The organism is Streptomyces sp. NPDC007929, assembly GCF_042959065.1.
GTDB lineage: Bacteria > Actinomycetota > Actinomycetes > Streptomycetales > Streptomycetaceae > Streptomyces.
The window spans coordinates 619,823-644,687 of record NZ_JBIBKD010000006.1; the positions used below are offsets into that span (position 1 = coordinate 619,823).

Here is a 24,865-nt window from a genome sequence, read left to right on the forward strand (position 1 = left end):
CGTCGGGGCACGCGGCGCCTTCCCCCTCCACGGCGCTCGGGTCTCGGTCACTCAGTGCGCGACCTCAGGACCGTCCCTCAGAGCCGGGCGCACCGGATCGCTCACACTAACCGCCCCATTCCGCGCAGGGCGACGACGGTGACCCATTCCACGTCCCTACACCTGGGCAATTCGCCCATTTCCCGGGCGCGGAGTTCATTGCCTTGGAGTGGCCTTGGTGCCCGCTTTACTCGCAGGTGTCCTCGGCTGCCGTGTTCCCCCGAAACGTCGGTGGAGGAGAAACGGTGACGGTGGTCCCGCGATAAGGGCCCGGAAGCGAATCCCCGTACGACCCGTCACGTGTGCCGGTCAGCCGCAGCGGGGCCCGGCGTTGCAGGTCGCCGCCCTTGACGACCACCGGCGCGTCCGTCCGCAGCCGCTCGAAGAGCCGCTCGGCGGCGGGCTCCACGAGTTGGTCGCGATTGGTGTCGTACGCATACGACTCCCGGGGCACGGTCAGGAATTGCACTTGTTCCATGGGGATGTCGCGCAGACCGCGCACGAGATCGTACAAACCGCGCAAGCTGGCCAATTCCGGGTCGGTGGTGAGCGACGACGTGGCGGCGTCCAGCACGGGATACAGCTTCACCGGATTCAGCATGACGTCGTTGCTGCGCACCTTGTTGACGAGTGCCCCGAGGAATCGCTGCTGACGCTCCATCCGCTCGGTGTCACTGCCGTCGCCGAGGGTTTTGCGGGCGCGGACATAGCCGAGGGCCTGCTCGCCGTCGAGCGTCACGCGCCCGGCGGGCAGCCGCAGCTTGGCGGCCCGGTCGTCGACCGGCTTCCGCAGGCACACCTCAACGCCGTCGACCGCGTCGACCATCTTCTTGAAGCCGTGGAAGTCGACGACGACGTGATGGTCGACGCGGATGTCGGTGAGCTTCTCCACGGTCCGGATCGTGCAGGCGGAACCGCCCAGCTGGAACGCCTGGTTGAACATGGCGAAGCGGGGCGTGCTGCGGGACCCGTCCGGGCGGCGGCAGCCCGGCAGGTTCACCATCAGGTCCCGGGGCAGGGAGACGGCGGTGGCGCTGCCCCGGCCCGCGGACAGGTGCAGCAGGATCGTGGTGTCGGACCGCTCGGTGCCGGAGTCCCGCCCGTAGCGGGCGTTGTCGCTGCCCTCACGCGAGTCCGACCCGATGAGCAGGATGTTCCGCGCGTCCTTGACGAGGGAGGTGGGCCGCTCCTTGTCGTACTTCGCGAGCTCGGCCGCGGCCGCCTCGTCGGGGGTGATGTTCCCGCTGAGCTTGGCGTAGACGGCCCAGCCGACCCCGCCGGCGGCCACGAGCAGGGCCGTGGCGCCGAACGCGGTGATCCGCACCCACCGCCGCCGGCGCCGCCGCGCCAGCCCCCGCCCGCTGGCGGACGCCCCCACGCCAGGACCGACCCTGTAGCCCACGGCAGCAACCACCCCTCCTGACGTAGGAACGCCCCGAGCGCACCGCTCCTACGACCATGGCGCGAACGGAGGGCCGGGGGTGGCCGGGGATGGGCCGAACGGGGGAGGGGTCCGGGACCGTCCGTCAGTTTCGGTCCTGGTGGCCCGCCGTGCCGCGGGCGATCGTCGTGACCCTCTCGCTCTCCACCCGCTTGTCCAGCACCCCGTCCCCGGCCTGCTCCAGGTGCCGGCACAGCACCACGGAACCCCCGGTGGCGAGCGGCCCGTACAGGCCCGCGTTCAGCCCGTCCCACGTGTCGTACGGCAGCCCGGACAGGATCCGCGACCCGGGCCCGGTCAGCCCCAGCGCCGTCGCCTCCGCCCGGGCCCGCTCGACCACCTCGGCCCCGCTGAACTCCCGCCCGGCCACGATCAGCGCGGGCTCCTCCGGATCCACGGGCGCGTACGGCACGAACCGGTCGCCCTGCCCCGGCACCTCCACCGCGTAGTCGACGAAGCCCTCGGGCGCCTGCGGGAACCGCCCGCCCAGAGGCCGCAGCGCCATCGCGATCCGTGCGCCGGAGCACGCCCGGGCCTCCTCCAGCCGGTCCGGCCCGCTCACCACGACGTCGGCCGCCTGGGCGTCCCCTGACACGTCCGCGACCACTCCCACCGACGCGCACGCCAGCAGCCACACCGCCGTCTGCCAGTGCGCGGGCAGCAGCAGCGCCACCCGGTCCCCGGGCTCGACGGACAGCTCGTCCTGGAGGAGGTTCGCGGTCTTGGCCACCCAATTGGCGAAGGTGGCCACGGACAGTTCGACCCGTTCACCCGTGGCGTCGTCGTAGAAGGTCACCAGGGGGCGTCCCGGATCCGCGGCGAGCGCGGAACCCAGCAGGTCGGCAGGGGTGCGATCGGTGGCGTTCACCGCGCAAGCGTACGCAACGCACAAGCCCCCGCCCAACGGCCCGCCCGCCGCCGCGCCCCGAATGCGCCACCGGTTCGGCGGAATCCCGGCCGACACCCCGTCAACTCCCAAATGGACAGACTTGTACGACTATGTCCAAGATCAGGGGCATGCGTGGATTCCTTGCTTCCTCGATCGGTGTCACCTGTGCGGCCGCACTGGCCCTCCCCCTCACCCCTCCCGCCCTCGCGGCGACGGCGAGACCGGTGCCGGCCGCGGAAGCCGCGAGACCCGCGCCCCACGCGGGGACCCCGGCCACGACCTCCTCCGACCGGCGCGCCGCGGAACCGTCCGCCGCCGGCAGCACCCAGTCCCTCCCCCTCGAACCCCTCACCCGCGACCGCGCCACCCCCTCCGCCCCCGCCACCGAACAGGGCCTGCCCCGCCGGGCCGTACGCCCCTTCTCCCTCGTCGGCGTCGTCTGGGACGACCCGGACGCCGAACTGCACGGCCGCGTCCAGGTCCGCACCCGCGCCACCGGCACCGGCACCTGGTCGGACTGGCAGGACGTGGAGACCCACAACGCCGACCACGCCGCCGACCCGGACACCCCCGAGCGGGCCGCCGGACGCGTGCGCGGTGCCACGGCCCCGCTGTGGGTCGGCGACTCCGACGGCGTGGAACTCCGGGTCCGCTCCGAGTCCGACGACCGGGAGACCGACTCCGCCGGGCACCCCTCGGACGCCCACGACCCGGGCGCCGCACTCCCGCTGCCCTCGGGCCTCCGGCTCGAACTCGTCGACCCCGGCGAGGACGACGGCACCGCCCGCGGCGCCCTCGACGCCGGTGAGCTGACGGAGGGACAGCTGCGGGCCAAGCCGTACGTCGGACCGCGCCCGGGTATCGTCACGCGGCGCGGCTGGGGAGCGAACGAGGGACTGCGGGAGAGCGGCTTCAAGTACACGAAGAAGGTCAAGGCGGCCTTCGTGCACCACACGGCCAGCGGCAACAACTACAGCTGCTCGCAGGTCCCGTCACTCATCCGCAGTATCTACCGCTACCACGTCAAGAGCATGGGCTGGCGGGACATCGGCTACAACTTCCTCATCGACAAGTGCGGAAAGATCTACGAGGGCCGCGCCGGGGGCGTGGCGAAGCCGGTCCTCGGCGCACACACCCTGGGTTTCAACAGCAACAGCATGGGGATCGCCGTCCTCGGGTCGTACGGCACCAAGAAGCCGTCGAAGTCCGCCGTCAAGGCCGTCGCCCGGCTGACCGCGTGGAAGCTGGGGCTGTACGGGGTGAATCCGAAGGGGAAGACAACTCTGAAGTCGGCCGGCAGCAATCTCCACCGCAAAGGCAAGAAGGTACGACTGAACGTGATCTCGGGGCACCGGGACGGCTTCAAGACCGAGTGCCCGGGACGCAAGCTCTACGGAAAGCTCGGCTCGGCCCGCTCCAAGGCGGCCCACTACCAGGGCCGCTGAGCACACGTTCACCGCCGACGGGGGGGGCAGGGGGCGGCATGCCGCACGGCCAACGAAGGCGCCACGGAACGGTCTGCATACACTGACCGGCCGAAAGACAGTTCGGCCGGTCCCGGCAGGAAGCAGAGACGACACGTGACTGAAGCGATCCTCCTGGTCGGTGGCAAGGGCACCCGGCTGCGCCCGCTCACGGTGCACACGCCCAAGCCCATGGTCCGGGCGGCCGGCGTGCCCTTCCTCACGCACCAGCTGGCGAGAGCGAGAGCCGCGGGTGTCGAGCACATCGTCCTGGCCACGTCCTACCTGGCCGAGGTCTTCGAGCCGTACTTCGGTGACGGCGCCGCGCTCGGACTGCACATCGAGTACGTCACGGAGGAGGAGCCGCTCGGCACGGGCGGTGCCATCCGCAACGTGGCCTCCCGGCTGCACTCCGGCCCCGACGACCCGGTCCTGATCTTCAACGGCGACATCCTGACGGGCCTGGACATCCGGGCCCTGGTCGACACCCACGAGACGACGGGCGCGGACGTCTCCCTGCACCTCACCAAGGTCACGGACCCGCGCGCCTACGGCCTGGTCCCCACCGACGACACGGGCAGGGTCCAGGCCTTCCTGGAGAAGCCGCAGACGCCGGAGGAGATCGTCACCGGCCAGATCAACGCGGGGGCGTACGTCTTCCGCCGCTCGGTCATCGACGCGATCCCGCAGGGCAGGCCGGTCTCGGTGGAACGGGAGACGTTCCCGGACCTGCTGTCCGCCGGAGCCCACCTCCAGGGCATGGTCGACTCGACGTACTGGCTGGACCTCGGCACCCCGGCGGCCTTCGTCCGCGGCTCGGCGGACCTGGTCCTCGGCCGGGCCCCGTCGCCGGCGGTCCCCGGCCGCTGCGGCGACCGCCTGGTCCTGCCGACGGCGCGGGTCGCCTCCGACGCCAAGCTGTCGGGCGGCACGGTGGTGGGGGAGGGCGCCTTCGTCGCCGAGGGCGCGCGGATCTTCGGCAGCACGATCCTGCCGGGCGCGGTCATCGAACCGGGTGCGGTCATCACCGACTCCCTGATCGGCACGAAGGCCCGCGTCGGCCGCCGCTCGGTCCTCACGGGCACGGTCATAGGCGACGGCGCGGTGATAGGCCCCGACAACGAACTCCTCGAGGGCGCCCGCATCTGGTGCAACGCCCAAATCCCCCCGGGCGCAGTCCGCTTCTCCTCAGACCAGTAGCCACTCAGCTGCGGGCGTGAGAAGCTGCTCAGCTGCGGGCAGGCGGAGCCGCTCAGCTGCGGGCGCGCGATGCCGCTCAGCTGCGGGCGTGCGGAGCCGCTTAGCTGCGGGCATGCGAAGCCGCTCGGCTGCGAACACGCGATGCCGCTCAGCTGCGGCACGCGGAGCCGCTCAGCTGCGGGCAGGCGGAGCCGCTCAGCTGCGGGCGTGCGATGCCGCTCGGCTGCGGGCGTGCGATGCCGCTCGGCTGCGAGCGCGCGTAGCCGCTCAGCTGCGGCACGGGTGGGCGCAGCGGCACCTCGTCGCGCCGAGCCGCGCACCCACCCGCCCCCAGCACCAACGCCGAGCACCGGGCCCCGACAGCACATCAGCAACAGCAGCCCACAGTCCACAGCCCACAGCTCAAAGCCAACAGGCTCAAAGCTGCCCGATATCCCACCGAGGCATCTTCGGCGCCCGCCGCCCCGGCACCCTCCCACTCAGCAGAATCAACCGAGCCGCCCGATGCCGCTGCCCCGCATACGGCTCCAGCAACCGCAGCATCACCGCATCATCGGCATCCCGATCCCCACCCAGCGCCCACCCCACGATCCCGGGCAGATGCAGATCCCCCACCGTCACCTCGTCCGCCGCCCCATGACTGCGCTGAACCGTCTCCGCGGAGGTCCACGGCCCGACCCCCGGCACCAGCTCCAGCCGAGCCCGAGCCGCCCCGGGCTCCATCCCCACCGCCTGCTCCAGCCGCGCAGCGACCCGCACGGCACGCAGAATCGTCGACGCCCGCTTGTTGTCGACCCCGGCCCGATGCCACTCCCACGACGGGATCAACGCCCACGTCCGAGGCGCCGGCATCACATACATCCGCGCGGGCGCGGGCCCCGGCGCCGGCTCCCCGAACTTCCGCACCAGCAACCGCCACGCCCGGTACGCCTCGTCGGTCGTGACCTTCTGCTCCAGGATCGACGGAATCAACGACTCCAGCACGCGCCCGCTCCGCGTCAGCCGCAACCCCGGCCGCCGATGCGCCGTCGACGCCAGCAGCCGGTGCCGCGGCACGAACGCCGACGGCTCGTCCGCGGCCCCGAGCAATTCGGGCAACCCCTCCAGCAGCCACTGAGCCCCCGGCCCCCAGGCCTCCCCGCGCACCCCACCGCCGTACGCGCACACCCGGAGCGTCCCCGGCCCGGCCGGAGTGAGGCAAGTCCGCCACACGGCACCGTCCGGCGTCGTCCGGAACGTCGGATCGCCGGGCCCGCGCCGCAACGGCCCGAGCACCAGACCGAGATCCAGCGGCCCGTCCGGCACCCACTCCCGCACCAGCCGCGGCCCGCCCGACGGCCCGGCCGTCTGCCCCGCCGACTGCCCCTCAGACCGCCCCGCCACCTGCCGCGGCACCCCCGCGGGCACACCGGCATGCCCACCCCGCACCGTCGTGCGCGTGGGCCGCGGAGCGAACCGTCCAGCCATGAATGACGTCCCTGGGATCCGTAAGGAGCAGCCCTACGAGCGTAGGCGCCGCCCGGCACCTGTCACCGCACCTCGATGAACGCCCCCGCGTCCCGCTCGGGCCGCGGCCGCGGTTCCTCCGCCGGATGCCCGACCGCCACCGCCCCCATCGGGTCCCAGTCCGCGGGCAGGTCCAGCACCTCGCGCACCACGTCCCGGCAGAACATCGTCGATGACACCCAGGCCGACCCCAGCCGCTCCCCGGCCAGCGCGACCAGCAGGTTCTGCACCCCGGCCCCCGTGGCGACCACGAACATCTCCCGCTCGGCGCCGTCCCGCCGCGGATCGCCGTAGGTGTGCGAGCCGTCCATGACCAGGCAGGGGACGACGAGGTACGGCGCGTTGCGCAGGACGTCCCCGCGCCGGACGCGCTTGGCGATGGACTCCTCGCTCTTGCCGTCCCGGCGCAGATCGGCGATCCAGGCGTCCTTCATGGCGTCGAGCAGCCGGGTCCGCGACTCCTGCGACTCCAGCAGGACGAACCGCCAGGGCGTGGTGTGGTGCGGGGCCGGTGCCGTCACGGCCGCGGCCACGGCCCGCCGTACGGAGGCCGCGTCGACAGGCTCGTCGGTGAAGGACCGGACCGTACGGCGCTGGGTCACGGCCAGCCGCACCGCCTCGGAGGTGCCGAGGCGGAACATGTCGTCGCGGGCGCCGCGGACCATGGCCCGCGCCCCCTCGCCGCGGTCGTCCCCGTCCACCACGTGCGCCAGTCCGCGCACCACGGCGACGGGCAGCCCCGCGGCCTTGCCCTTGACCAGGTCGCCGGCGGCGGCGAGCTCGTCGGCGGTGGCGACGACGGTGGCGCTGAGCGGATTGCCGTAGGCGTCCGTGCCGCCACGCAGATCGTCGAGCACGCGCACTCCGGCGGCGCCGATCGCGACGTCAGTGAGCCCGGCCCGCCAGGGCCGCCCGAAGGTGTCGGTGACGACCACCCCGACATCGACGCCGAGGGCGTCCCGCAGCCCGTCCCGGATCGCACGGGCGGAGGCGTCCGGGTCCTCGGGCAGCAACAGCACCGTCCCGGACGGGGTGTTGGACGCGTCCACCCCGGCCGCGGCCATGATCAGGCCCTGCCGGTTCTCGACGATCCGCAGGGCGCCGCGCCGGGCCACCACCCGGACCGTCTCGGCGTCGATCGCGGCCTCCCGGTCGGTGGCCCGGACGATCCGGCCCTCCGCCTTGGACACGATCTTCGAGGTGACGAGCAGTACGTCCCCGTCGGCGAGGCCCGGCTCGGCGGCCGCGATCAACTTGGCCAGGTCGTCCCCGGCCACCACCTCCGGTATCCCGCCCAGGGCCCAGACCCGGTACCCGGCGGCTCGGCGCGTCGCGTCGCTCACGCCCCGCGCACCTCCTCGGCCAGTGCCAGCGCCTCCCGGGCCATCCGCGCGGTCGCGTCGGTGTCGCTCATCATCAGCGGCACGGCCCGGCAGCGGATCCCGGCCGCCTCGACCCGCTCCACCGCGCCCGCGTCCACCGAGTCCACCAGCCAGCCGTCCAGCAGGCCCGAGCCGTAGTGCTCGGCCACCGCCGTCGCGGTCGACTCGACGCCCACGGCGGCGAGCACCTTGTCGGCCATGCCCCGCACGGGCGCGTCACCGACGATGGGGGAGAGGCCGACGACCGGCACCCCGGCGTCGGCGATCGCCTCCCGGATGCCGGGCACGGCGAGGATCGTGCCGATCGACACGACCGGGTTGGACGGCGGGAAGAGGATCACGTCCGCCTCGGCGATGGCCTCCAGGACGCCCGGCGCGGGCTTCGCCTGCTCGGCGCCGACCGGCACGACGGCCCGGGCGGGCACCGAGGCACGCAGCCGCACCCAGTACTCCTGGAAATGGATCGCCCTGGTCTCGCCGTCCAGGTCCACGGCCACATGGGTCTCGACGCGGTCGTCGGACATCGGGATCAGCCGCACGCCCGGCTTCCAGCGGTCGCACAGCGCCTCGGTCACCGCGCTCAGCGGGTATCCGGCGCCGATCATCTGGGTCCGCACGATGTGCGTGGCGAAGTCCCGGTCGCCCAGGCCGAACCACTCGGGCCCGACGCCGTACGCCGCGAGCTCCTCCTTGAGGTGGAAGGTCTCGTCGGCGCGACCCCAGCCCTGCTCCTCGTTGATGCCGCCGCCGAGCGTGTACATCACCGTGTCGAGGTCCGGGCAGACCTTCAGCCCGAAGAGGTGGATGTCGTCCCCGGTGTTGCCGATGACCGTGATGTCCGCGTCCGGGACGGCCTGCTTCAGACCACGCAGGAACCGGGCACCGCCGATGCCGCCTGCCAGAACCACAATGCGCATAGGCGACAGTCTTGCAGGCGGCTACGACATCCGGGTCAGGCAGTCGTCACGGCACCCGGCAGGGCCCGGGCCTCGCAGTGCGGCGCCGTGTGCATCGGCATCTCGGTGAGGCCGGGGTAGTAGACGTGCAGGCTCACGGCCGGGTCCAGCGCGTCGTTGACGACCTCGTGCACGTACCCCGGCGCGAACACGCGCTGCGCGCCCGCCCGCAAGGCGCGTGTGCCCCGCTCGGTGCGCTCGGTCAGCGTGCCGTCCAGGACGGTCAGCACACCGGAGGAGCGGCCGTGGTCGTGCGGCCCGCTGCCCTGGCCGGGCACCCAGGACAGCAGCCACACCTCGTAGCCGGGGCCGGTGCGCAGCCGGTGGTACCAGCGGCTGGTCGCGTCGTAGCGGACGAGGTGCTCCCACTGGGAGCGGTCCTCGGCGAGGGAGCGGGCCAGCCCGACGAACTCGGCGACGGTGGCCGGGTGCTCGCGCGGGGTCTGCAGGAGGTGGGTGACTTCGAGGATGTCGCCGGCGATCTGGAGGTCGCTGTCGCTGTTCATGGGGTGCGTGGTTCCTCAGTGAAGGAAGGTCAGAGGGAACGGGAGCCGGGATACGGGTGACCCGGCCTTCAGCTGGAGCAGGTGTGGCTCAACAGCTGGAACAGCGACAGCTACAGCGAGCGCGGGCAGCACCGAGGGACCCGGCGGTGCGGGTCGAGGTGAGCGCCAAGTTCGCGAGCATGCCCACAAGGACACCGGTTCACACCTTCACTGTCAACTCGACACCCGGTATGTGGGATGTGGTTCACCTCATCCGGTCGATCGCTCAGATGAAAGGTTTGTTCATGGCCCGCCCGGGACACATGGCGTCCAACCGGGCGCACAAACCCCGTTGCGTACTCGTGATCCGACTGTGATCCGTTTCGCTTCGACGTGCGTGTCGGAACGAGATCGAACTCCTGGGCGTCCTTCTTCGTACAGGTCTGCAAGGGGTCCGTCGGAAGGTGTGAGCCCGCGTGGGCTCCGCCAGTGTGTCAGGTTTTAAGGTGATTTGAACACTTTCCGCATGGGCTTGGTTCCGCAGAGTGAATAAGGGGCTCAATAGCAGATCTCGGCTTGACTCGCCCGGAGCAGCACACTTGTAATTTCACTCGTGTCGTTCAGCCGGAATCGGTAACGGCTAGATCACGGGGACGCGAAGACAGACGAGGGGCGCACATGACCGAGACGGTGCAGCAACTGCTGGTCGACGACGCGGACGAGGAACTCGGCTGGCAGGAGCGCGCGCTGTGCGCCCAGACCGACCCCGAGTCCTTCTTCCCCGAGAAGGGCGGCTCGACCAGGGAGGCCAAGAAGGTCTGCCTCGCCTGCGAGGTCCGCTCCGAGTGCCTTGAGTACGCCCTCGCCAACGACGAGCGATTCGGCATCTGGGGCGGTCTGTCCGAGCGGGAGCGCCGCCGGCTCAAGAAGGCCGCCGTCTGACCCCCACCCTCTCCGATGACGGCCCGTCGCCCGTGGGTTATCCACAGGCGGCGGGCCGTCTTCCGCGCAGCCGATAGTGTGGTCGCTCGTCCGAGACGCCCCGCCGCCCCCACCGGGCACGGGCGTCCACCGCAGTCCACCGAACCGGGGCCCGTACCTCGATGTCCGTGCACAGCCACCCGGCAGCCCATCACGACACCGCTGCCACACCTGAGTTCGCGCGTCATGTGGTGACCGCGGTCCTCGTCTCCCACGACGGCGCCCGCTGGCTGCCCGACGCGCTCGCCGGACTGCTCGGCCAGGAGCGGCCCGTCCAGTACGCGATGGGAGCCGACACCGGCAGCGCGGACACCTCCGCCCAGCTGGTCACCGACGCCCTCGGCCCCGACCGCGTGCTGCACCTCGCCCGCCGCACCGGCTTCGGCCAGGCCGTCGAGGAGTGCGACCGCGTCGCCCCGGTCCTCACCCCGGACGAGCTGCCGTACCTCAAGCGCCCCAGCGGCTGGGACCCGGTCACCCGCTCCTGGCGCGACGACGCCTACGACCTGCCCGAGCTGCCGCACGGCGAGCCGGTGCAATGGCTGTGGCTGCTGCACGACGACTGCGCCCCGGACCCCGACGCCCTGGCCCAGCTGCTGCGGGTCGTGGACAGCGAGTACGAACTGGGCCGCGAGGACGTGGCCGTCGTGGGCCCCAAGCTCCGCGGCTGGTACGACCGGCGGCAGCTGCTGGAGGTCGGCGTCTCCATCGCCAACTCCGGCCGCCGCTGGACCGGCCTGGACCGCCGCGAACAGGACCAGGGCCAGCACGACCACGTCCGGCCCGTGCTGTCGGTGTCCACCGCCGGCATGCTCGTCCGCCGCGACGTCTTCGAGCAGCTCGGCGGATTCGACCGCCACCTGCCCCTCATGCGCGACGACGTCGACCTGTGCTGGCGCGCCCACACGGCCGGCTACCGCGTCCTGGTCGCCCCCGAGGCGGTCGTCCGGCACGCCGAGGCCGCCAGCCGCGAGCGCCGCACCGTCGACTGCATGGGCCGTACGGCAGCCTCCCCGCACAAGGTCGACAAGGCCGGCGCCGTCTACACCCTGCTCGTCAACTCACGTACCGCCGTGCTCCCCTGGGTGCTGCTGCGGATCGTGCTCGGCACCCTGCTGCGCACCGTGGCCTACCTCGTCGGCAAGGTCCCCGGACAGGCCCTCGACGAGATCCGCGGCCTGATGGGCACCCTGCTCCGGCCCGAGCGGATCCTCGCCGGGCGGCGCGGCAGAGGCGCACCCCGGATCGACAAGGACGAGCTGCGGGCGCTGTTCCCGCCGCCCGGCGCGACCGTCCGCGTCACCGTCGAGCAGGTCGCGAGCAGCCTCGTCGGCCGCTCCGACCCGGAGGCCGCGGCCGGCGCCGGACGGCACGGCAGCGCCGTCGAGTCGGGCCCCGGCGGCGACGACGCCGACTTCCTGGAGATCGAGCAGTTCGCCCGGCTCAAGCGCATCGCGCGCAAGCCCGGCCCGGTCCTGTTCCTGGTGCTGCTGCTCGTCTCCCTGGCCGCCTGCCGCCAGCTCCTGGGCGGCGGCGCGCTCGCGGGCGGCGCCCTGCTGCCCGCCCCCGCCGACTCCGGCGAGCTGTGGTCGCGTTACCTGGACGCCTGGCACCCGGTCGGCGCCGGGGGCACCTCGTCCGCGCCGCCGTACGTCGCGCTGGTGGCGATGCTGGCGTCCCTGCTGTTCGGCTCGACCGGCCTGGCCGTCACGGTCCTGCTCGTCGGCTCGGTGCCGCTGGCCGGTGTCGCCGCCTACTTCGCCTCCCGCCCGCTCGTCGAGTCCCGGCTGCTGCGCGCCTGGGCGGCCGTCGTCTACGCCTTCCTGCCCGCCGCCACCGGCGCCCTCGCCGGCGGCCGCATCGGCACCGCCGTGCTGGCCGCGCTGCTGCCGCTCATCGCCCGCGCGGGCATCGCGGTCGGCGGCCTGACGAACTCCTCAGGATCGCGCGGCAGCTGGCGCGCCACCTGGGCCTACGCGCTGCTGCTGACCATCACCACGGCCTTCACCCCGATCGTCTGGCCCATCGCGCTGCTCCTCGGCGCCGCACTGCTGGTGCTGCGCCGCAGCGACATCACGGCCTACGGGCTGCGCTTCCTCGCCCAGCTCGGCACCCCGCTGCTGCTCCTGGCGCCCTGGTCGCTGACGCTGCTCCCGTTCGGCTTCTTCCGGGAGGCGGGCCTCGCGTACGGCCCCTCGGCGGCCTCCGCCGTCGACCTGCTCGGCGCCAGCCCCGGCGGCCCCGGCACCGTCAGCGGCTTCATGCTCCTGGGCATCGTGCTCGCCGCGCTGGCCGCTCTGCTCCGCTCGGAGCGCCAGGGGGGCATCCGGGCGGCCTGGGCGGTCGCCCTGGTCGGCTTCGTCTTCGCCGTCCTGTCCAACAACTCCACCTGGGCCGGCCCCGCCACCCTCGTCTACGGCATCGCCCTCCTGGCGGCCGCCGCGCTCGGCGCCGACGGGGCACGCGCGCGGGTGGCCGAGCAGAGCTTCGGCTGGCGCCAGCCGGTCGCCGTGCTGATCGCCTTCGCCTCGGCCGCAGGACCGCTGCTCATCGCCGCGGGCTGGATGATCCGCGGCGCCGACGGCCCCCTGGAGCGGCGCGACCCGATCCAGGTCCCGGCGTTCGTCGCCGAGGAGAGCGGCACCCGCGACCAGGCCCGCACCCTCGTCCTCGACAGCGACTCCGGCGCCCACGTCGGCTACATGCTGGTCCGCGGCTCCGGCGCCCGCCTCGGCGACGGCGAGATCGCCGCGGCCGACGGTGAGAACGACAGGCTCGACAAGGTCGTCGCCAACCTGGTCGCCGGCTCCGGCGCCGACCAGGCAGACCAGCTCGGCGGCTTCGCCGTGCGCTACGTCCTCGTCCACCAGGGCGCGCCCCGCGAGGTCACCCGCGTCCTGGACGCCACCCCCGGCCTGACCCGGCTCAGCCAGCAGGCGGGCGGCGCGCTGTGGCGCGTCAACCGGGAGGTCGCGCGCGCCACGATCGTCCCCGCCTCCGGCACCCCGCGGCCCGTCGCCGCCGGACCTGTCGACATCCACACCACGATCCCGGCCGGGGCCGGCGGACGCGTACTGCGCCTCGCCGACGCCGCCTCCGACGGCTGGTCCGCCACGCTCGACGGCACGCCGCTGACCCGCACCACGGTCGACGGCTGGGCCCAGGGCTTCGAACTCCCCGCCTCCGGCGGCCGGCTGGACGTCACCTACGACGACCCGATCGGCCACACGGCCTGGCTGTGGGCGCAGGGCCTCCTCGCCGTCGTCCTGGTCGTGCTCGCCCTGCCCGGGCGGCGCCGCGACATCGACGACGACCTCCCCGAGGAGCCGGCCGTCCCGGCCCAGGCCGTCGCGGGCGAGGGCCGCCGCGCCCGCCGCCTGCGCGCCCAGGCGGAGGCCGAGGGCGAGGCCGAAGAGGCCGCGGCCCCCGATGAGTTCCCGCAACCGCCCCCGCCGCAGCAGCCCCCGGCGGCGGTGCCCCAGCAGCAGACCCACGGGGAGTGGGACAACGCCGGCTACCAGCCCGGCGCGTACCCGGGCTACGGCGACCCGTACCAGAACACCCCGTACCAGGCGGACGCCTACGGGCAGCAGCAGTACCCGGCGGACGCGTACCAGGCCGGCCAGTACGACCCGTACGCGTACGGGGGACAGGGCCAGAACCAGCCGTACGACCAGCAGGGCTACGACCAGGCCTACCAGCAGGGCTACGGCACGCCGTACGACCCGGCGCAGCAGCACCACCCCCACGGCACGGGCAGTGAGCGTCCCGACGGGAGCCAGCAGTGAACCGCACCACCCTGTCCCTGATCGCCGGTGTGACCGCGCTCGCCGCCGTCACCGGCTTCGCCGCGCTGTCCGCCCCGGACGCCCCCGGCACGGAGACCGCCGCCAAGGCAGCCGCCCAACTGCCCGTGGAGCGCACGAGCCTGCTCTGCCCGGCGCCCAGCACGTCCGACCTCGCCGAGACGTCCTACACCTCCTTCACGCCCGTCACGAAGGGCACCGGGAGCGGCGGCAAGGCCGAACTCCGCCAGGCCGCCGAGGAGCCGGCCGACGGCGGGGACCAGGGCAAGGGCGAGGGCGACGGCGGCGGCAAGGACGACGGCAAGTCCGGCGGGGACAAGCCGGCGAAGCCCGTGCTGACGCCCAAGGAACCCGGCAAGCCGGTCACCGGCGACAGCTCCGGCGGCGACGCACCCGCCCTCGTCGGCACCGCGGACGGCAGGTTCGCGCCCGGCTGGACCGTCCAGGAGACCACCGAGGTCGCCGCGGGCACCGGCCGCGGCCTCCAGGGCATCAACTGCACCGCCCCGGACACCGACTTCTGGTTCCCCGGCGCGAGCACGGACGCCGACCGCACCGACTACGTCCACCTGACGAACCCCGACGACTCGGCCGCCGTGGTCGACATCGAGCTCTACGGCAAGGACGGTCTGCTGAAGTCCGCGGTGGGGGAGGGCATCACGGTCCCGCCGCACACCGACGAGCCCGTCCTGCTGTCGACCCTCACCGGCGAGCGGCAGACCAACCTCACGGTGCACGTCAACGTCCGCAGCGGACGCGTGGGCGCCGCCGTACAGGCCCTGGACGACAAGCTGGGAGGCGACTGGCTGGCCGCGTCCACGGACCCGTCCGGCAGCCTGGTCCTGCCCGGCATCCCCGAGGACGCCACCGCCGTGCGCCTGGTCGCCTTCACCCCCGGCGACGCCGACGCGGACCTGAAGGTGCGCCTGGCCTCCCCCTCCGGGCTGATCACCCCGGCCGGACACGAGAGCGTGCACGTCAAGGGCGGCATGACCACCGCCGTCGACCTGGGTGACGTCACCCGCGGCGAGGCGGGCTCCCTGGTGCTGACCCCGACGGACCGGTCCGTGCCGGTCGTGGCGGCCCTGCGGGTCGTCCGCGGCAAGGGCGACAAGCAGGAGACCGCCTTCATCCCGGCTACCCGCCCGGTCGGCACGCGCGCGACGTCCGCCGACAACAGCGCCAAGGGCAGCACCCTGTCCCTGACGGCCCCGCGCGCCGCCGCCACGGTCAAGGTCACGGCCTCGGCCGGCAGCGAGGGCGGCACTCCGGTGTCGAAGACGTACACGATCAAGGCGGGCACCACCCAGGACATCGAGCCCCCGGCCCCGAGCGGTCTGAAGGGCACCTACGCGCTCACGGTCGAGACGGTGTCCGGCGGCCCGGTCCACGGGGCCCGCACCCTGAAGGCGAGCGAGAACGGCGTGCCCGCCTTCACCGTGCAGACCCTGCCGGACGACCGGGGAACGGTGGCGGTCCCGGAGGCGGACGAGGACCTGTCGGTTCTCCAGAAGTAGCTCTCCCGGCCGGGGCACCCGCCCCGGCCGGCGGCCCTCGCCGTAGGCCTCCCTGGTCCTCGCCGTAGAGCTTCCCTGGCCCTCGCCGTAGGTCTCCCTGCCCTCGCCGTGGGGCCTAGCCCTGGTCCTCGCCGTAGCGCGGATCCACTGTCTCCGGTGTCAGCCCGAGCAGCTCGGCGACCTGCTCCACGACGACCTCGTGCACCAGGGCCGCCCGCTCGTCGCGCCCCTTGGTGCGGATCTCGACCGGCCGCCGGTAGACGACCACGCGCGCGGGGCGGCCCTCGCGTGCGCTGATCGTGCCGCCGAGCGGGACGGCCTCGTCGTTCCACGCCTGGCCGGGCCCGTCGAGCCGCGGCACCTCCAGGACCAGGAAATCGATGTCGGCGAGCTGCGGCCACCGCCGCTCCAGGCGCTCCACGGAGTCCTGCACCAGATCCGCGAACGCTTCCGCGCGGCTCGCGGCGAGCGGCACCTGCGGCGGTGCGATCGGGCCGCGCATGCCCCGTCCGTGGCGATCACGACGGCGGGGCCCGGGGGCGGCGGCACGGGGCGTTACGGGCTTGTCCATCACTGGTGAAGGGTAGTCCCCGCCGGGCCCCCGCGCCCGGCACCGCACGGCGGCACGGACGGCTTCCGGCCGCGCCGCGCGGCATGTCGTTACATGACCATTCAAGCCAAGGTTGGGCTCAAATCCGTATGACGACGAGACCGGCGACCTCGCGGCAAATGGTGGTTTTATGACGACTGTTGACCGCTTGTGTGATCGTTCGAGGTCGAGGTCGGCGATGTCCTGCCAGGTCAGGAAGGTACGCCCGAAGGGGTGTGTGGGGTGTTTCACAGCACGACACGGGGGAGTGACCTGGTGGAGAGTCGTCGCGGCCCGCTCAAGAGTGCGGTACCGTCCAACGTCGTGAGCCCTGTACGTCGCTGTTCGCGCACCGCTTGCGGCCGTCCCGCCGTCGCGACGCTGACGTACGTCTACGCCGACTCGACCGCGGTCCTCGGCCCGCTCGCCACCTACGCCGAACCCCACTGCTACGACCTGTGCGCCGAGCACTCCGAGCGCCTCACCGCCCCGCGCGGCTGGGAGGTCGTCCGGCTCCTCGACGGCTCGGCCCCGGCCCGCCCCAGCGGCGACGACCTGGAAGCGCTCGCGAACGCCGTGCGCGAGGCGGCCCGCCCCCAGGAGCGGGCGGCCGAGGCGGGCGGCGGCGGCCGTGGCGCCGACCCCCGGGAAGTGGCCCGGCGCGGACATCTGCGCGTCCTGCGTTCCCCCGACAACTGACCGCCCCCTGACGGTTTCTCCACGCGTCCACTCATTGACGCGAGCTTGGCGCGGACATGACCATTCCGTTTTGAGGCGCGAGAAATCGCTTTCGCATGACGGAAACCGGGGAGGCGCCCGTGTACGTCCAGGAACTGGAACCCGTCGCCGGATCGCTCGGCCTGTCCGCCCTGGTGGCGGCCCTGCCCCTGGTGATCGTCCTGGTCCTGCTCGGCGGCGTCCGCATGAAAGCCCACCTGGCGGGCCTGACCGGCCTCCTCGCCGCCGTTGCCGTCGCCTGGCTCGCCTACGGCATGCCGCTCGGCCAGACCCTCTCCAGCGGCGCCCAGGGCGCCGTCTTCGGCCTGTTCCCCATCCTGTGGATCGTGGTCAACGCCCTGTGGGTGTACCGGATGACCGTCCGCACCCGGCACTTCGACATCCTGCGCCGGTCCTTCGGGCGGCTGTCCGACGACCCGCGCATCCAGGCCCTCGTCATCGCCTTCTGCTTCGGGGCGCTGCTGGAGGCGCTCGCCGGCTTCGGGGCGCCCGTCGCGATCAGCGCGGTGATGCTGGTCGCCCTCGGTTTCGAACCGGTGCGCGCCGCCGTCGTCGCCCTGGTCGCCAACACCGCGCCCGTGGCCTTCGGCGCGATGGGCACGCCGGTCGTCACGCTCGCCCAGGTGACCGGGCTGCCCCTGGACTCCGTGGCGTCCGTGGTGGGCCGTCAGACGCCGCTGCTGGCCCTCGTCGTGCCCCTGGTGCTGGTCTGGCTCGTGGACGGCCGGCGCGGTCTGCGCGAGACCTGGGTGCCCGCCCTGGCCTGCGGAGCGGCCTTCGCCGTCGCCCAGTTCGCCGCGTCCAACTTCGTCTCCGCCCAACTCGCCGACATCGGCGCCGCCCTGGCCGGCGCCGGCGCCCTGGTCGCCGTACCACGCGCGCGTGTGCCCGCCGCCGAGTCCGTACGCGCCTCCGTGCTGACCGGCGCCCGCAGCGAGGAACTCGACGAGGAGGACCCGCCCCGCGAGGTGCTGCGCGCGTACGCCCCCTACGCGCTGATCGTCGTGATCTTCTCCGTCGCGCAGATCCCGCCCGTCAAGGACTGGCTCGCCCAGACCACCCAGAGCTACGACTGGCCCTTCCTGGACGTCGCCGGACCCGACGGCGAACCGGTCGGCGGCAACGTCTTCAGCTGGCCCGTCGTGTCCACCGGCGGCACCCTCGTCCTGCTCGCCGGGATCCTCACGGCCGTCGTCATCGGGGTACACGCGCGCGTGGCGCTCAGGGAGTGGCTCGCGACCGTCCGCGAACTGCGCTTCGCGATCCTCACCGTGACCTCCGTCCTGGCCCTCGCCTACGTCATGAACCTCTCCGGGCAGGCGGCGACCATCGGCCACTTCGTCGCGGCGGCCGGAGCCGGGCTCGCGTTCCTGTCGCCCGTCCTCGGCTGGTTCGGCGTCGCCGTGTCCGGCTCGGACACCTCCGCCAACGCCCTCTTCGGCGCCCTCCAGGTGACCGCCGCCCGCGAGTCCGGACTCTCGCCCGAGCTGCTGGCCGCCGCCAACAGCTCCGGCGGCGTCCTCGGCAAGATGATCTCCCCGCAGAACCTCACCATCGCCTGCGCGGCCGTCGGACTCGCGGGCCGCGAGGGCGACCTGCTGCGCAAGGTACTGCCGTGGAGCCTCGGCCTGCTGCTGGTGATGTGCCTGATCGTGGTAGGCCAGAGCACCCCGGTCCTGGGCTGGACGCTGCCCTGACCTGAGGCGACGGCCGGGCTCTTCCGGGCGTCCGCCCGGCGCGCTGTCGGTGGGCGAGGGTAGTTTGGGCGGACCGACAGTACTTTTTCAGGAAGGTTGGCCGTGGCTGCTGATCTGTCGCAGGTCGTGAAGGCGTACGACGTACGCGGGGTCGTCCCCGACCAGTGGGACGAGTCCCTGGCCGAGCTCTTCGGGGCGGCCTTCGTGCGGGTCACCGGCGCGAGCGCCATCGCCACCGGGCACGACATGCGGCCCTCCTCACCCGGCCTGTCGCGGGCCTTCGCGCGCGGGGCCGCCGCCCTGGGCGCCGACGTGACGGAGATCGGCCTCTGCTCGACGGACCAGCTGTACTACGCCTCCGGCGCGCTGAACCTGCCGGGCGCGATGTTCACCGCCTCCCACAACCCGGCGCAGTACAACGGCATCAAGATGTGCCGCGCCGGCGCCGCCCCGGTCGGCCAGGACACCGGCCTGGCCGAGATCCGCGAACTGGTCGAGGGCTGGAGCGAGTCGGGCGCCCCCGAGCCGGCCGCGCACACGGGCACCATCTCCGGCCGCGACACGTTGTCGGACTACGCGGCCCACCTGCTCTCCCTGGTCGACCTGACCGCCATCCGCCCCCTGAAGGTCGTCGTCGACGCGGGCAACGGCATGGGCGGGCACACCGTCCCCGAGGTCTTCGCCGGCCTGCCGCTGACCCTGGTGCCGATGTACTTCGAGCTCGACGGCACCTTCCCCAACCACGAGGCCAACCCCCTCGACCCCGCCAACCTCGTCGACCTGCAGAAGCGGGTCCGCGAGGAGGGCGCCGACCTGGGCCTCGCCTTCGACGGCGACGCCGACCGCTGCTTCGTCGTCGACGAGCGCGGCGAACCGGTCTCCCCGTCGGCGATCACCGCCCTGGTCGCCTCCCGCGAACTGGCCCGGCACGGCGGCAAGGGCACGATCATCCACAACCTGATCACCTCCTGGACGGTCCCCGAGGTGGTCGAGGAGAACGGCGGCAGCCCGGTCCGCACCCGCGTCGGCCACTCCTTCATCAAGGCCGAGATGGCCCGCACCGGCGCGATCTTCGGCGGCGAGCACTCCGCGCACTACTACTTCCGCGACTTCTGGAACGCCGACACCGGCATGCTGGCCGCCCTCCACGTCCTCGCGGCCCTCGGCGGCCAGCACGGCCCCCTCTCCTCCCTCGTCGACCGGTACGACCGCTACGCCGGCTCCGGCGAGATCAACTCCACGGTCGCCGACCAGCAGGCCAGCCTCGCCGCGATCCGTTCCGCGTACGGCAGCCGCGAGGGCGTCACCCTCGACGAGCTCGACGGCCTCACGGTCTCCGCCGCCGACTGGTGGTTCAACGTCCGCCCGTCCAACACCGAGCCGCTGCTCCGCCTGAACGCGGAGGCCCGCGACGCCGCCACGATGGCCCGGGTGCGCGACGAGGTGCTGGCGATCATCAGAGGCTGAGGCCCCGCCCCCACCGGCGGTAACCTGACCAGGCACGACCCCAAGCGCCCGCACCCCGGAGGAAACCCCTCATGCCGCTCGAATCCGGCCTCCTCGAGATCCTCGCCTGCCCGGCCTGCCACGCCTCCCTCACCGAGCAGGAATCCGAACTGGTCTGCACCGACACCAGCTGCGGCCTGGCCTACCCGGTCCGCGACGGCATCCCCGTCCTGCTCGTCGACGAGGCCCGCCGCCCCGCGTGACCCACGGGGGCGCCCGCACCCCCGCGACACCCCGGTGCACATGGCCCCCGGCACAGCGGGCACGCTCCAGGACACCCTCACAACGGACCCCGGCGATGGGAAGCTGCCGCCCATGCTCGACGAATCGCTGCTCGACTCCCCGGAGGGCCTCGCCGAGGCCGACCACCGCGGACTGCTCCGCGGCGCCGCAGAAGCCGGCGCCCGCGTCCGGACGGCCGCCCGCCACGCCGCCGAGGCGGGCGTGGGCGACCTCAAACCGGACGGCCGCCCCCGCGCGGTCCTCATCGCCGGCCCCGGTGCCGCCGCCACCCACGCCGCCGACCTCATCGGCACCCTCGCCGGCGCCGGCAGCCCGGTCACCCGCCTCGCCCCCACCGGCGTCGCCCCCGCCGCGGGCGCCCTGCGCTGGGAACTGCCCGGCTGGGTCGGCTCCGTGGACCTGTTGCTGATCACCACCCCGGACGGCACCGAACCCGGCCTGTCCCTGCTCGCCGAGCAGGCCTACCGCCGGGGCTGCACCGTCGTCGCCGTGGCACCCGCCCGCACCCCGCTCGCCGACGCCGTCGCAGGCGCGCACGGCCTGTTCATCCCCATGGCCACCGCCCCGTACGACCAGGACGAGCCCCTCGCCGCGTCCGCCCCCGGCGTCCTGTGGGCCCTGCTCACCCCGCTCCTGGCGCTCCTGGACCGCACCGGCGTGCTCGCCGCCCCGCCGGACGCCCTCGGCAAGGTCGCCGACCGCCTCGACCTCGTCGCCGAGCGCTGCGGCCCGGCCATCGCCACGTACAGCAACGCCGCCAAGACCCTGGCCGCCGAACTCTCCGACGCGCTCCCGGTCGTCTGGACCGAGGGCGTCTCGGCGGGCCCGGCCGGGCGCCGCTTCGCCGCGGCCCTCGCCGAACTGTCCGGCACCCCCGCGGTCGTCGCCGAACTCCCCGAGGCGCTCGCCGCCCACGGCGCCCTGCTCGCAGGCCCGCTCGCCGCCAGCGCCGACCCCGACGACTTCTTCCGCGACCGCGTCGAGGAACCACCCGCCCTGCACGCGCGCGTGGTCCTGCTCCGCGACCGCCCCATCGGCGGCCTCACCGCGGCCCCAGGCGCCCGCGACCTCGCCCTCAGCCACGACACACCCATCAGCGAGCTGGAACCCGAGGCCGGCGGCGAACTGGAGACCCTCGCCGAACTGATCGCCATCACGGATTTCGCCGCCGTTTACCTCGCGCTCGCATCGAGGGCCTGATCTTGCCCGGGACAGCCTGACGCGCCCGCACCCCGCACCCTTCGACGCGCCCGCACCCCTCAGAGAGAACGCCATGGACCGCCTCGACAACACCGTCCGCCCCTACGCCTGGGGTTCCCCGACCGCCATCCCGCAGCTGCTCGGCGTCGAACCGACCGGCGAACCACAGGCGGAGATGTGGATGGGCGCCCACCCCGGCGCACCCTCGCGCACCGGCCGGGGCACGCTCGTCGAGGTCGTCGACGCCGACCCCGAGAAGGAACTCGGACCCCCCACCGTCGCCAGGTTCGGCCCCCGGCTGCCCTTCCTGCTCAAGATCCTCGCCGCCGGAGCCCCCCTCTCGCTCCAGGTCCACCCCGACCTCGCGCAGGCCAAAGAGGGCTACGCGGACGAGGAACGCCGCGGCATCCCCATGGACGCCCCGCACCGCAACTACAAGGACGCCAACCACAAGCCCGAACTGATCTGCGCGCTCACCGAGTTCGACGGCCTGTGCGGCTTCCGCGACCCGCTGGCGGCCGCGGCCCTCCTCGACGACCTCGGCGTCGACTCCCTCAAGCCCTACGTCGACCTGCTGCACGCCCACCCCGAGGACGCCGCCCTGCGCGAGGTCCTCACCGCGATCCTCACCGCCGACCCCGGCGAGATGTCCCGCACCGTCACCGAAGCGGCCGCCGCCTGCGACCGCCTCGGCGGCGCCTACGCCCCCTACGCCGACATCGCCCACCACTACCCGGGCGACCCCGGCGTCATCGCCGCGATGCTGCTCAACCACGTCCGGCTCCAGCCCGGCGAGGCCCTCTACCTGGGCGCCGGTGTCCCGCACGCCTACCTGGACGGCCTCGGCGTCGAGATCATGGCCAACTCCGACAACGTCCTGCGCTGCGGCCTGACCCCCAAGCACGTCGACGTCCCCGAACTGCTGCGCATCGTCCGCTTCCTCCCCAGCGACCCCGGAGTCCTGCGCCCCGAGGCCTCCCCGGACGGTGAGGAGGTCTACGAGACGCCCATCGACGAGTTCCGCCTCTCGCGCTACGTCCTGCCGGAGGCGGGCGCCGCACACGACCTCACCCGCCCGACCCCGCAGATCCTGCTCTGCACGGCCGGCGCCGTCCGGGCCGGCGAACACGACCTGACCCCCGGTGAGTCCGTCTTCGTCCCGGCCGGCGAAAAGGCCGAAGTGTCCGGAACGGGAACGCTTTTCCGGGCCACCGTCATCGCCTGACCGTTTCGGCGGCCCCCTGCCGGTGACCTGACTCACCGCGGCCTCGGCGGGCTGCAACAATGGCCCACCGTCAAGCACGGGCAAAGCCACGGCCCGGGCACCCACGCGGGTGCCCGGGCCCTGGAACGGCGTACGAAGGGACAACGCGGAGATATGAGCGCGTCAGGCGGAACCAAGGCGATCGTGGCGGCACTGGCCGCCAACCTCGCCATCGCGGTAGCGAAGTTCGTGGCGTTCCTCTTCAGCGGCTCGTCATCGATGCTCGCCGAGTCCGTCCACTCCGTCGCCGACTCGGGCAACCAGGCACTGCTCCTGCTCGGCGGCAAGCGGGCGCAGCGCAAGGCCACCCCGGAGCACCCCTTCGGCTACGGCCGCGAGCGCTACATCTACGCCTTCCTCGTCTCCATCGTCCTCTTCTCGGTCGGTGGCATGTTCGCCCTCTACGAGGGCTACGAGAAGATCAAGCACCCGCACGAGCTGACGCACTGGTACTGGCCCGTCGGCGTCCTGGTCTTCGCGATCATCGCCGAGAGCTTCTCCTTCCGGACGGCCATCAAGGAGTCCAACCCCCTGCGCGGCAACCGCTCCTGGAAGGACTTCGTCCGCCACGCCAAGGCCCCCGAGCTCCCCGTCGTCCTCCTGGAGGACCTCGGCGCCCTCGTCGGCCTCATCCTCGCGCTCGGCGGCGTCGGCCTCGCCCTCCTCACCGGCGAGAGCGTCTGGGACGGCATCGGCACCCTCTGCATCGGCATCCTGCTCATCCTGATCGCCCTGGTCCTGGCCGCCGAGACCAAGTCCCTGCTGCTCGGCGAGTCCGCCGGCCTTGAGGAGACCCGGAAGATCGAGGCCGCCGTCGTCGACGGCGACACCGTCACCCGCGTCATCCACATGCGCACCCTCCACCTCGGCCCCGAGGAACTGCTCGTCGCCGCCAAGATCGCCGTCCGGCACGACGACACGGCCACCGAGATCGCCACCGCCATCGACGCCGCCGAGGCCCGCATCCGCGACGCCGTCCCGATCGCCCGCGTGATCTACCTGGAGCCGGACATCTACAGCGAGCGTGAGGCCGCCAAGGGCCCCGACCCCGAGGCCACGCCGGGCGGACCGGCCCCGGCCGACGCCGGACACTGAACTCCCGCACCAGCCCGTGGGGCCCGCCGAACCACTCGGCGGGCCCCACGGGCTTTACGGGGCCTACGAGCCTCACGGGCTTCAAGTCCCGGCGCGATCCTCAGATCCGCACGGCCCAGGGCGGCGGGGGCGGCGTCGCGGCCCGCGCCCGCCGCCGTACGGCCACCGCCGCGATCCCCAGACCGGCCCCGGTCAGTACCAGCAGCGCGCCGAGCACCATCGCCGTGCCGAGCGCCATCGGCACGGTGTAGTCGTCGATCACCCGCCCCCGGACCGTGGACCCCGGAAGCGTCCCGCCCCGGTCGTCGAGGAAGGCGCGCGCGTCACGGGCGTTCCCACGCCGGTCGCCCAGCATGAACAGCCGCCCCTTCGGCACCCGTACGTCGTAGGACGGCCCCGCGAACCCACGGCTGTCCTCCGGACGCTCCACGTACGGCTCCCGGAGCGGCTCGCCGTTCACCAGGACACGGGTGTTCGCGCCCGCTCCCGTGCAGCACGTCACCTGGTCACCGCCCACGCCGATGACGCGCTCCATCACCAGCGCGTCGAAGCCGTACCGGTCCGGCGCCGAGAACAGCACGACGTCCCCACGCCGTACGTCGCTCCCGTCGATCCGCTCGAAGACGACCCGGTCACCCGGTCCGTACGTCGGACTCATGCTCTCGCTCGACACGACCGAGCCGCCGAACCCCTGCCTCGCGTACCCGAAGGCGCCGAGCCCGGCCAGCAGCCCCACCACCCCCACCACGACGGCTGCGATCCCCAGTCCCCGCCCGTTACCGGACATTGCGCTCCTCCCCATACGGCCACTCAGCGGGCGCAGAGCCTAAACGCCCCTCCGCGACGCGAGCCGGGCGGGGCCCGCGTC

The 24,865-nt window shown here is 73.2% G+C and carries 20 protein-coding genes; 12 read left to right on the forward strand and 8 right to left on the reverse strand.

Features of this window, described 5'->3' with window-relative positions; all coding sequences use genetic code 11:
- Positions 1-226 precede the first annotated feature (226 nt).
- Both ACFZDE_RS23550 and ACFZDE_RS23555 read right to left on the reverse strand, forming a co-directional pair.
- Positions 227-1,417: an LCP family protein gene (locus ACFZDE_RS23550; protein ID WP_391202519.1), complete on the reverse strand. Its 1,191-nt coding sequence runs from the start codon at positions 1,415-1,417 to the stop codon at positions 227-229.
- Between the two features lie 148 nt (positions 1,418-1,565).
- On the reverse strand, positions 1,566-2,348 hold the full coding sequence (locus ACFZDE_RS23555) for a TIGR03089 family protein (protein WP_391202522.1): 783 nt from the start codon (positions 2,346-2,348) through the stop codon (positions 1,566-1,568).
- A 149-nt stretch (positions 2,349-2,497) separates the two neighbouring features.
- Here ACFZDE_RS23555 and ACFZDE_RS23560 point away from each other — a divergent pair, with 149 nt between their 5' ends.
- On the forward strand, positions 2,498-3,814 hold the full coding sequence (locus ACFZDE_RS23560; RefSeq protein ID WP_391202525.1) for an N-acetylmuramoyl-L-alanine amidase: 1,317 nt from the start codon (positions 2,498-2,500) through the stop codon (positions 3,812-3,814).
- A gap of 135 nt (positions 3,815-3,949) precedes the next feature.
- Complete coding sequence (locus ACFZDE_RS23565) at positions 3,950-5,032, forward strand: sugar phosphate nucleotidyltransferase (RefSeq protein WP_391202528.1); 1,083 nt, start codon at positions 3,950-3,952, stop codon at positions 5,030-5,032.
- Between the two features lie 417 nt (positions 5,033-5,449).
- Here the strand turns inward: ACFZDE_RS23565 and ACFZDE_RS23570 are convergent, their stop codons facing one another.
- From ACFZDE_RS23570 to ACFZDE_RS23585, 4 genes are all read right to left on the reverse strand, one after another.
- Positions 5,450-6,499: a DNA-3-methyladenine glycosylase family protein gene (locus ACFZDE_RS23570; protein WP_391202531.1), complete on the reverse strand. Its 1,050-nt coding sequence runs from the start codon at positions 6,497-6,499 to the stop codon at positions 5,450-5,452.
- A gap of 62 nt (positions 6,500-6,561) precedes the next feature.
- Positions 6,562-7,881: a coenzyme F420-0:L-glutamate ligase gene (locus tag ACFZDE_RS23575; protein ID WP_391202533.1), complete on the reverse strand. Its 1,320-nt coding sequence runs from the start codon at positions 7,879-7,881 to the stop codon at positions 6,562-6,564.
- On the reverse strand, positions 7,878-8,837 hold the full coding sequence (gene cofD, locus ACFZDE_RS23580; protein ID WP_391004644.1) for a 2-phospho-L-lactate transferase: 960 nt from the start codon (positions 8,835-8,837) through the stop codon (positions 7,878-7,880). Before cofD ends, ACFZDE_RS23575 begins: the two co-directional genes overlap by 4 nt.
- 35 nt (positions 8,838-8,872) lie before the next feature.
- A complete protein-coding gene (locus ACFZDE_RS23585; RefSeq protein ID WP_391202536.1) occupies positions 8,873-9,382 on the reverse strand; it encodes a cysteine dioxygenase in 510 nt (169 codons plus the stop codon).
- A 657-nt stretch (positions 9,383-10,039) separates the two neighbouring features.
- On the opposite strand from ACFZDE_RS23585, the gene ACFZDE_RS23590 reads away from it, so the two are divergent.
- The 3 genes from ACFZDE_RS23590 to ACFZDE_RS23600 all read left to right on the forward strand — a co-directional run bounded on the left by ACFZDE_RS23590 (position 10,040) and on the right by ACFZDE_RS23600 (position 15,665).
- Entirely contained in the window at positions 10,040-10,303 is a 264-nt protein-coding gene (locus ACFZDE_RS23590; RefSeq protein ID WP_010034659.1) for a WhiB family transcriptional regulator, read from the forward strand.
- A 161-nt stretch (positions 10,304-10,464) separates the two neighbouring features.
- Entirely contained in the window at positions 10,465-14,130 is a 3,666-nt protein-coding gene (locus ACFZDE_RS23595) for a glycosyltransferase (RefSeq protein WP_391202539.1), read from the forward strand.
- A complete protein-coding gene (locus ACFZDE_RS23600; protein ID WP_391202542.1) occupies positions 14,127-15,665 on the forward strand; it encodes a DUF5719 family protein in 1,539 nt (512 codons plus the stop codon). The genes ACFZDE_RS23595 and ACFZDE_RS23600 overlap by 4 nt, the downstream gene beginning before the upstream one ends.
- A 115-nt stretch (positions 15,666-15,780) precedes the next feature.
- On the opposite strand, the gene ACFZDE_RS23605 is transcribed toward ACFZDE_RS23600, so the two are convergent.
- A complete protein-coding gene (locus ACFZDE_RS23605; RefSeq protein WP_078885356.1) occupies positions 15,781-16,236 on the reverse strand; it encodes a metallopeptidase family protein in 456 nt (151 codons plus the stop codon).
- Positions 16,237-16,530: 294 nt separating this feature from the next.
- Here ACFZDE_RS23605 and ACFZDE_RS23610 point away from each other — a divergent pair, with 294 nt between their 5' ends.
- The 7 genes from ACFZDE_RS23610 to ACFZDE_RS23640 all read left to right on the forward strand — a co-directional run bounded on the left by ACFZDE_RS23610 (position 16,531) and on the right by ACFZDE_RS23640 (position 23,997).
- Positions 16,531-16,953: a DUF3499 domain-containing protein gene (locus ACFZDE_RS23610; protein WP_031110158.1), complete on the forward strand. Its 423-nt coding sequence runs from the start codon at positions 16,531-16,533 to the stop codon at positions 16,951-16,953.
- Between the two features lie 119 nt (positions 16,954-17,072).
- A complete protein-coding gene (locus ACFZDE_RS23615; RefSeq protein ID WP_391202613.1) occupies positions 17,073-18,689 on the forward strand; it encodes a lactate permease LctP family transporter in 1,617 nt (538 codons plus the stop codon).
- Positions 18,690-18,791: 102 nt separating this feature from the next.
- Positions 18,792-20,156: a phosphomannomutase/phosphoglucomutase gene (locus tag ACFZDE_RS23620; RefSeq protein WP_391202545.1), complete on the forward strand. Its 1,365-nt coding sequence runs from the start codon at positions 18,792-18,794 to the stop codon at positions 20,154-20,156.
- Positions 20,157-20,227: 71 nt separating this feature from the next.
- Complete coding sequence (locus ACFZDE_RS23625) at positions 20,228-20,398, forward strand: Trm112 family protein (protein ID WP_391004656.1); 171 nt, start codon at positions 20,228-20,230, stop codon at positions 20,396-20,398.
- A gap of 112 nt (positions 20,399-20,510) precedes the next feature.
- On the forward strand, positions 20,511-21,638 hold the full coding sequence (locus ACFZDE_RS23630) for an SIS domain-containing protein (RefSeq protein ID WP_391004699.1): 1,128 nt from the start codon (positions 20,511-20,513) through the stop codon (positions 21,636-21,638).
- A 73-nt stretch (positions 21,639-21,711) separates the two neighbouring features.
- On the forward strand, positions 21,712-22,863 hold the full coding sequence (manA, locus tag ACFZDE_RS23635) for a mannose-6-phosphate isomerase, class I (protein ID WP_391202548.1): 1,152 nt from the start codon (positions 21,712-21,714) through the stop codon (positions 22,861-22,863).
- A gap of 153 nt (positions 22,864-23,016) precedes the next feature.
- Positions 23,017-23,997: a cation diffusion facilitator family transporter gene (locus tag ACFZDE_RS23640; protein WP_391004660.1), complete on the forward strand. Its 981-nt coding sequence runs from the start codon at positions 23,017-23,019 to the stop codon at positions 23,995-23,997.
- 100 nt (positions 23,998-24,097) lie between these two features.
- On the opposite strand, the gene lepB is transcribed toward ACFZDE_RS23640, so the two are convergent.
- Complete coding sequence (gene lepB, locus ACFZDE_RS23645; protein ID WP_391202551.1) at positions 24,098-24,784, reverse strand: signal peptidase I; 687 nt, start codon at positions 24,782-24,784, stop codon at positions 24,098-24,100.
- Positions 24,785-24,865 lie beyond the last annotated feature (81 nt).

Bases quoted from the DNA above. Each gene is read 5' to 3' on its own strand.
- lepB (WP_391202551.1), bottom strand. From the start codon at position 24,784: ATGTCCGGTAACGGGCGGGGACTGGGGATCGCAGCCGTCGTGGTGGGG.
- ACFZDE_RS23630 (WP_391004699.1), top strand. From the start codon at position 20,511: ATGCTCGACGAATCGCTGCTCGACTCCCCGGAGGGCCTCGCCGAGGCC.
- ACFZDE_RS23640 (WP_391004660.1), top strand. From the start codon at position 23,017: ATGAGCGCGTCAGGCGGAACCAAGGCGATCGTGGCGGCACTGGCCGCC.
- ACFZDE_RS23585 (WP_391202536.1), bottom strand. From the start codon at position 9,382: ATGAACAGCGACAGCGACCTCCAGATCGCCGGCGACATCCTCGAAGTC.
- ACFZDE_RS23595 (WP_391202539.1), top strand. From the start codon at position 10,465: ATGTCCGTGCACAGCCACCCGGCAGCCCATCACGACACCGCTGCCACA.
- ACFZDE_RS23560 (WP_391202525.1), top strand. From the start codon at position 2,498: ATGCGTGGATTCCTTGCTTCCTCGATCGGTGTCACCTGTGCGGCCGCA.
- ACFZDE_RS23625 (WP_391004656.1), top strand. From the start codon at position 20,228: ATGCCGCTCGAATCCGGCCTCCTCGAGATCCTCGCCTGCCCGGCCTGC.
- ACFZDE_RS23570 (WP_391202531.1), bottom strand. From the start codon at position 6,499: ATGGCTGGACGGTTCGCTCCGCGGCCCACGCGCACGACGGTGCGGGGT.
- ACFZDE_RS23605 (WP_078885356.1), bottom strand. From the start codon at position 16,236: ATGGACAAGCCCGTAACGCCCCGTGCCGCCGCCCCCGGGCCCCGCCGT.
- cofD (WP_391004644.1), bottom strand. From the start codon at position 8,837: ATGCGCATTGTGGTTCTGGCAGGCGGCATCGGCGGTGCCCGGTTCCTG.
- ACFZDE_RS23590 (WP_010034659.1), top strand. From the start codon at position 10,040: ATGACCGAGACGGTGCAGCAACTGCTGGTCGACGACGCGGACGAGGAA.
- manA (WP_391202548.1), top strand. From the start codon at position 21,712: ATGGACCGCCTCGACAACACCGTCCGCCCCTACGCCTGGGGTTCCCCG.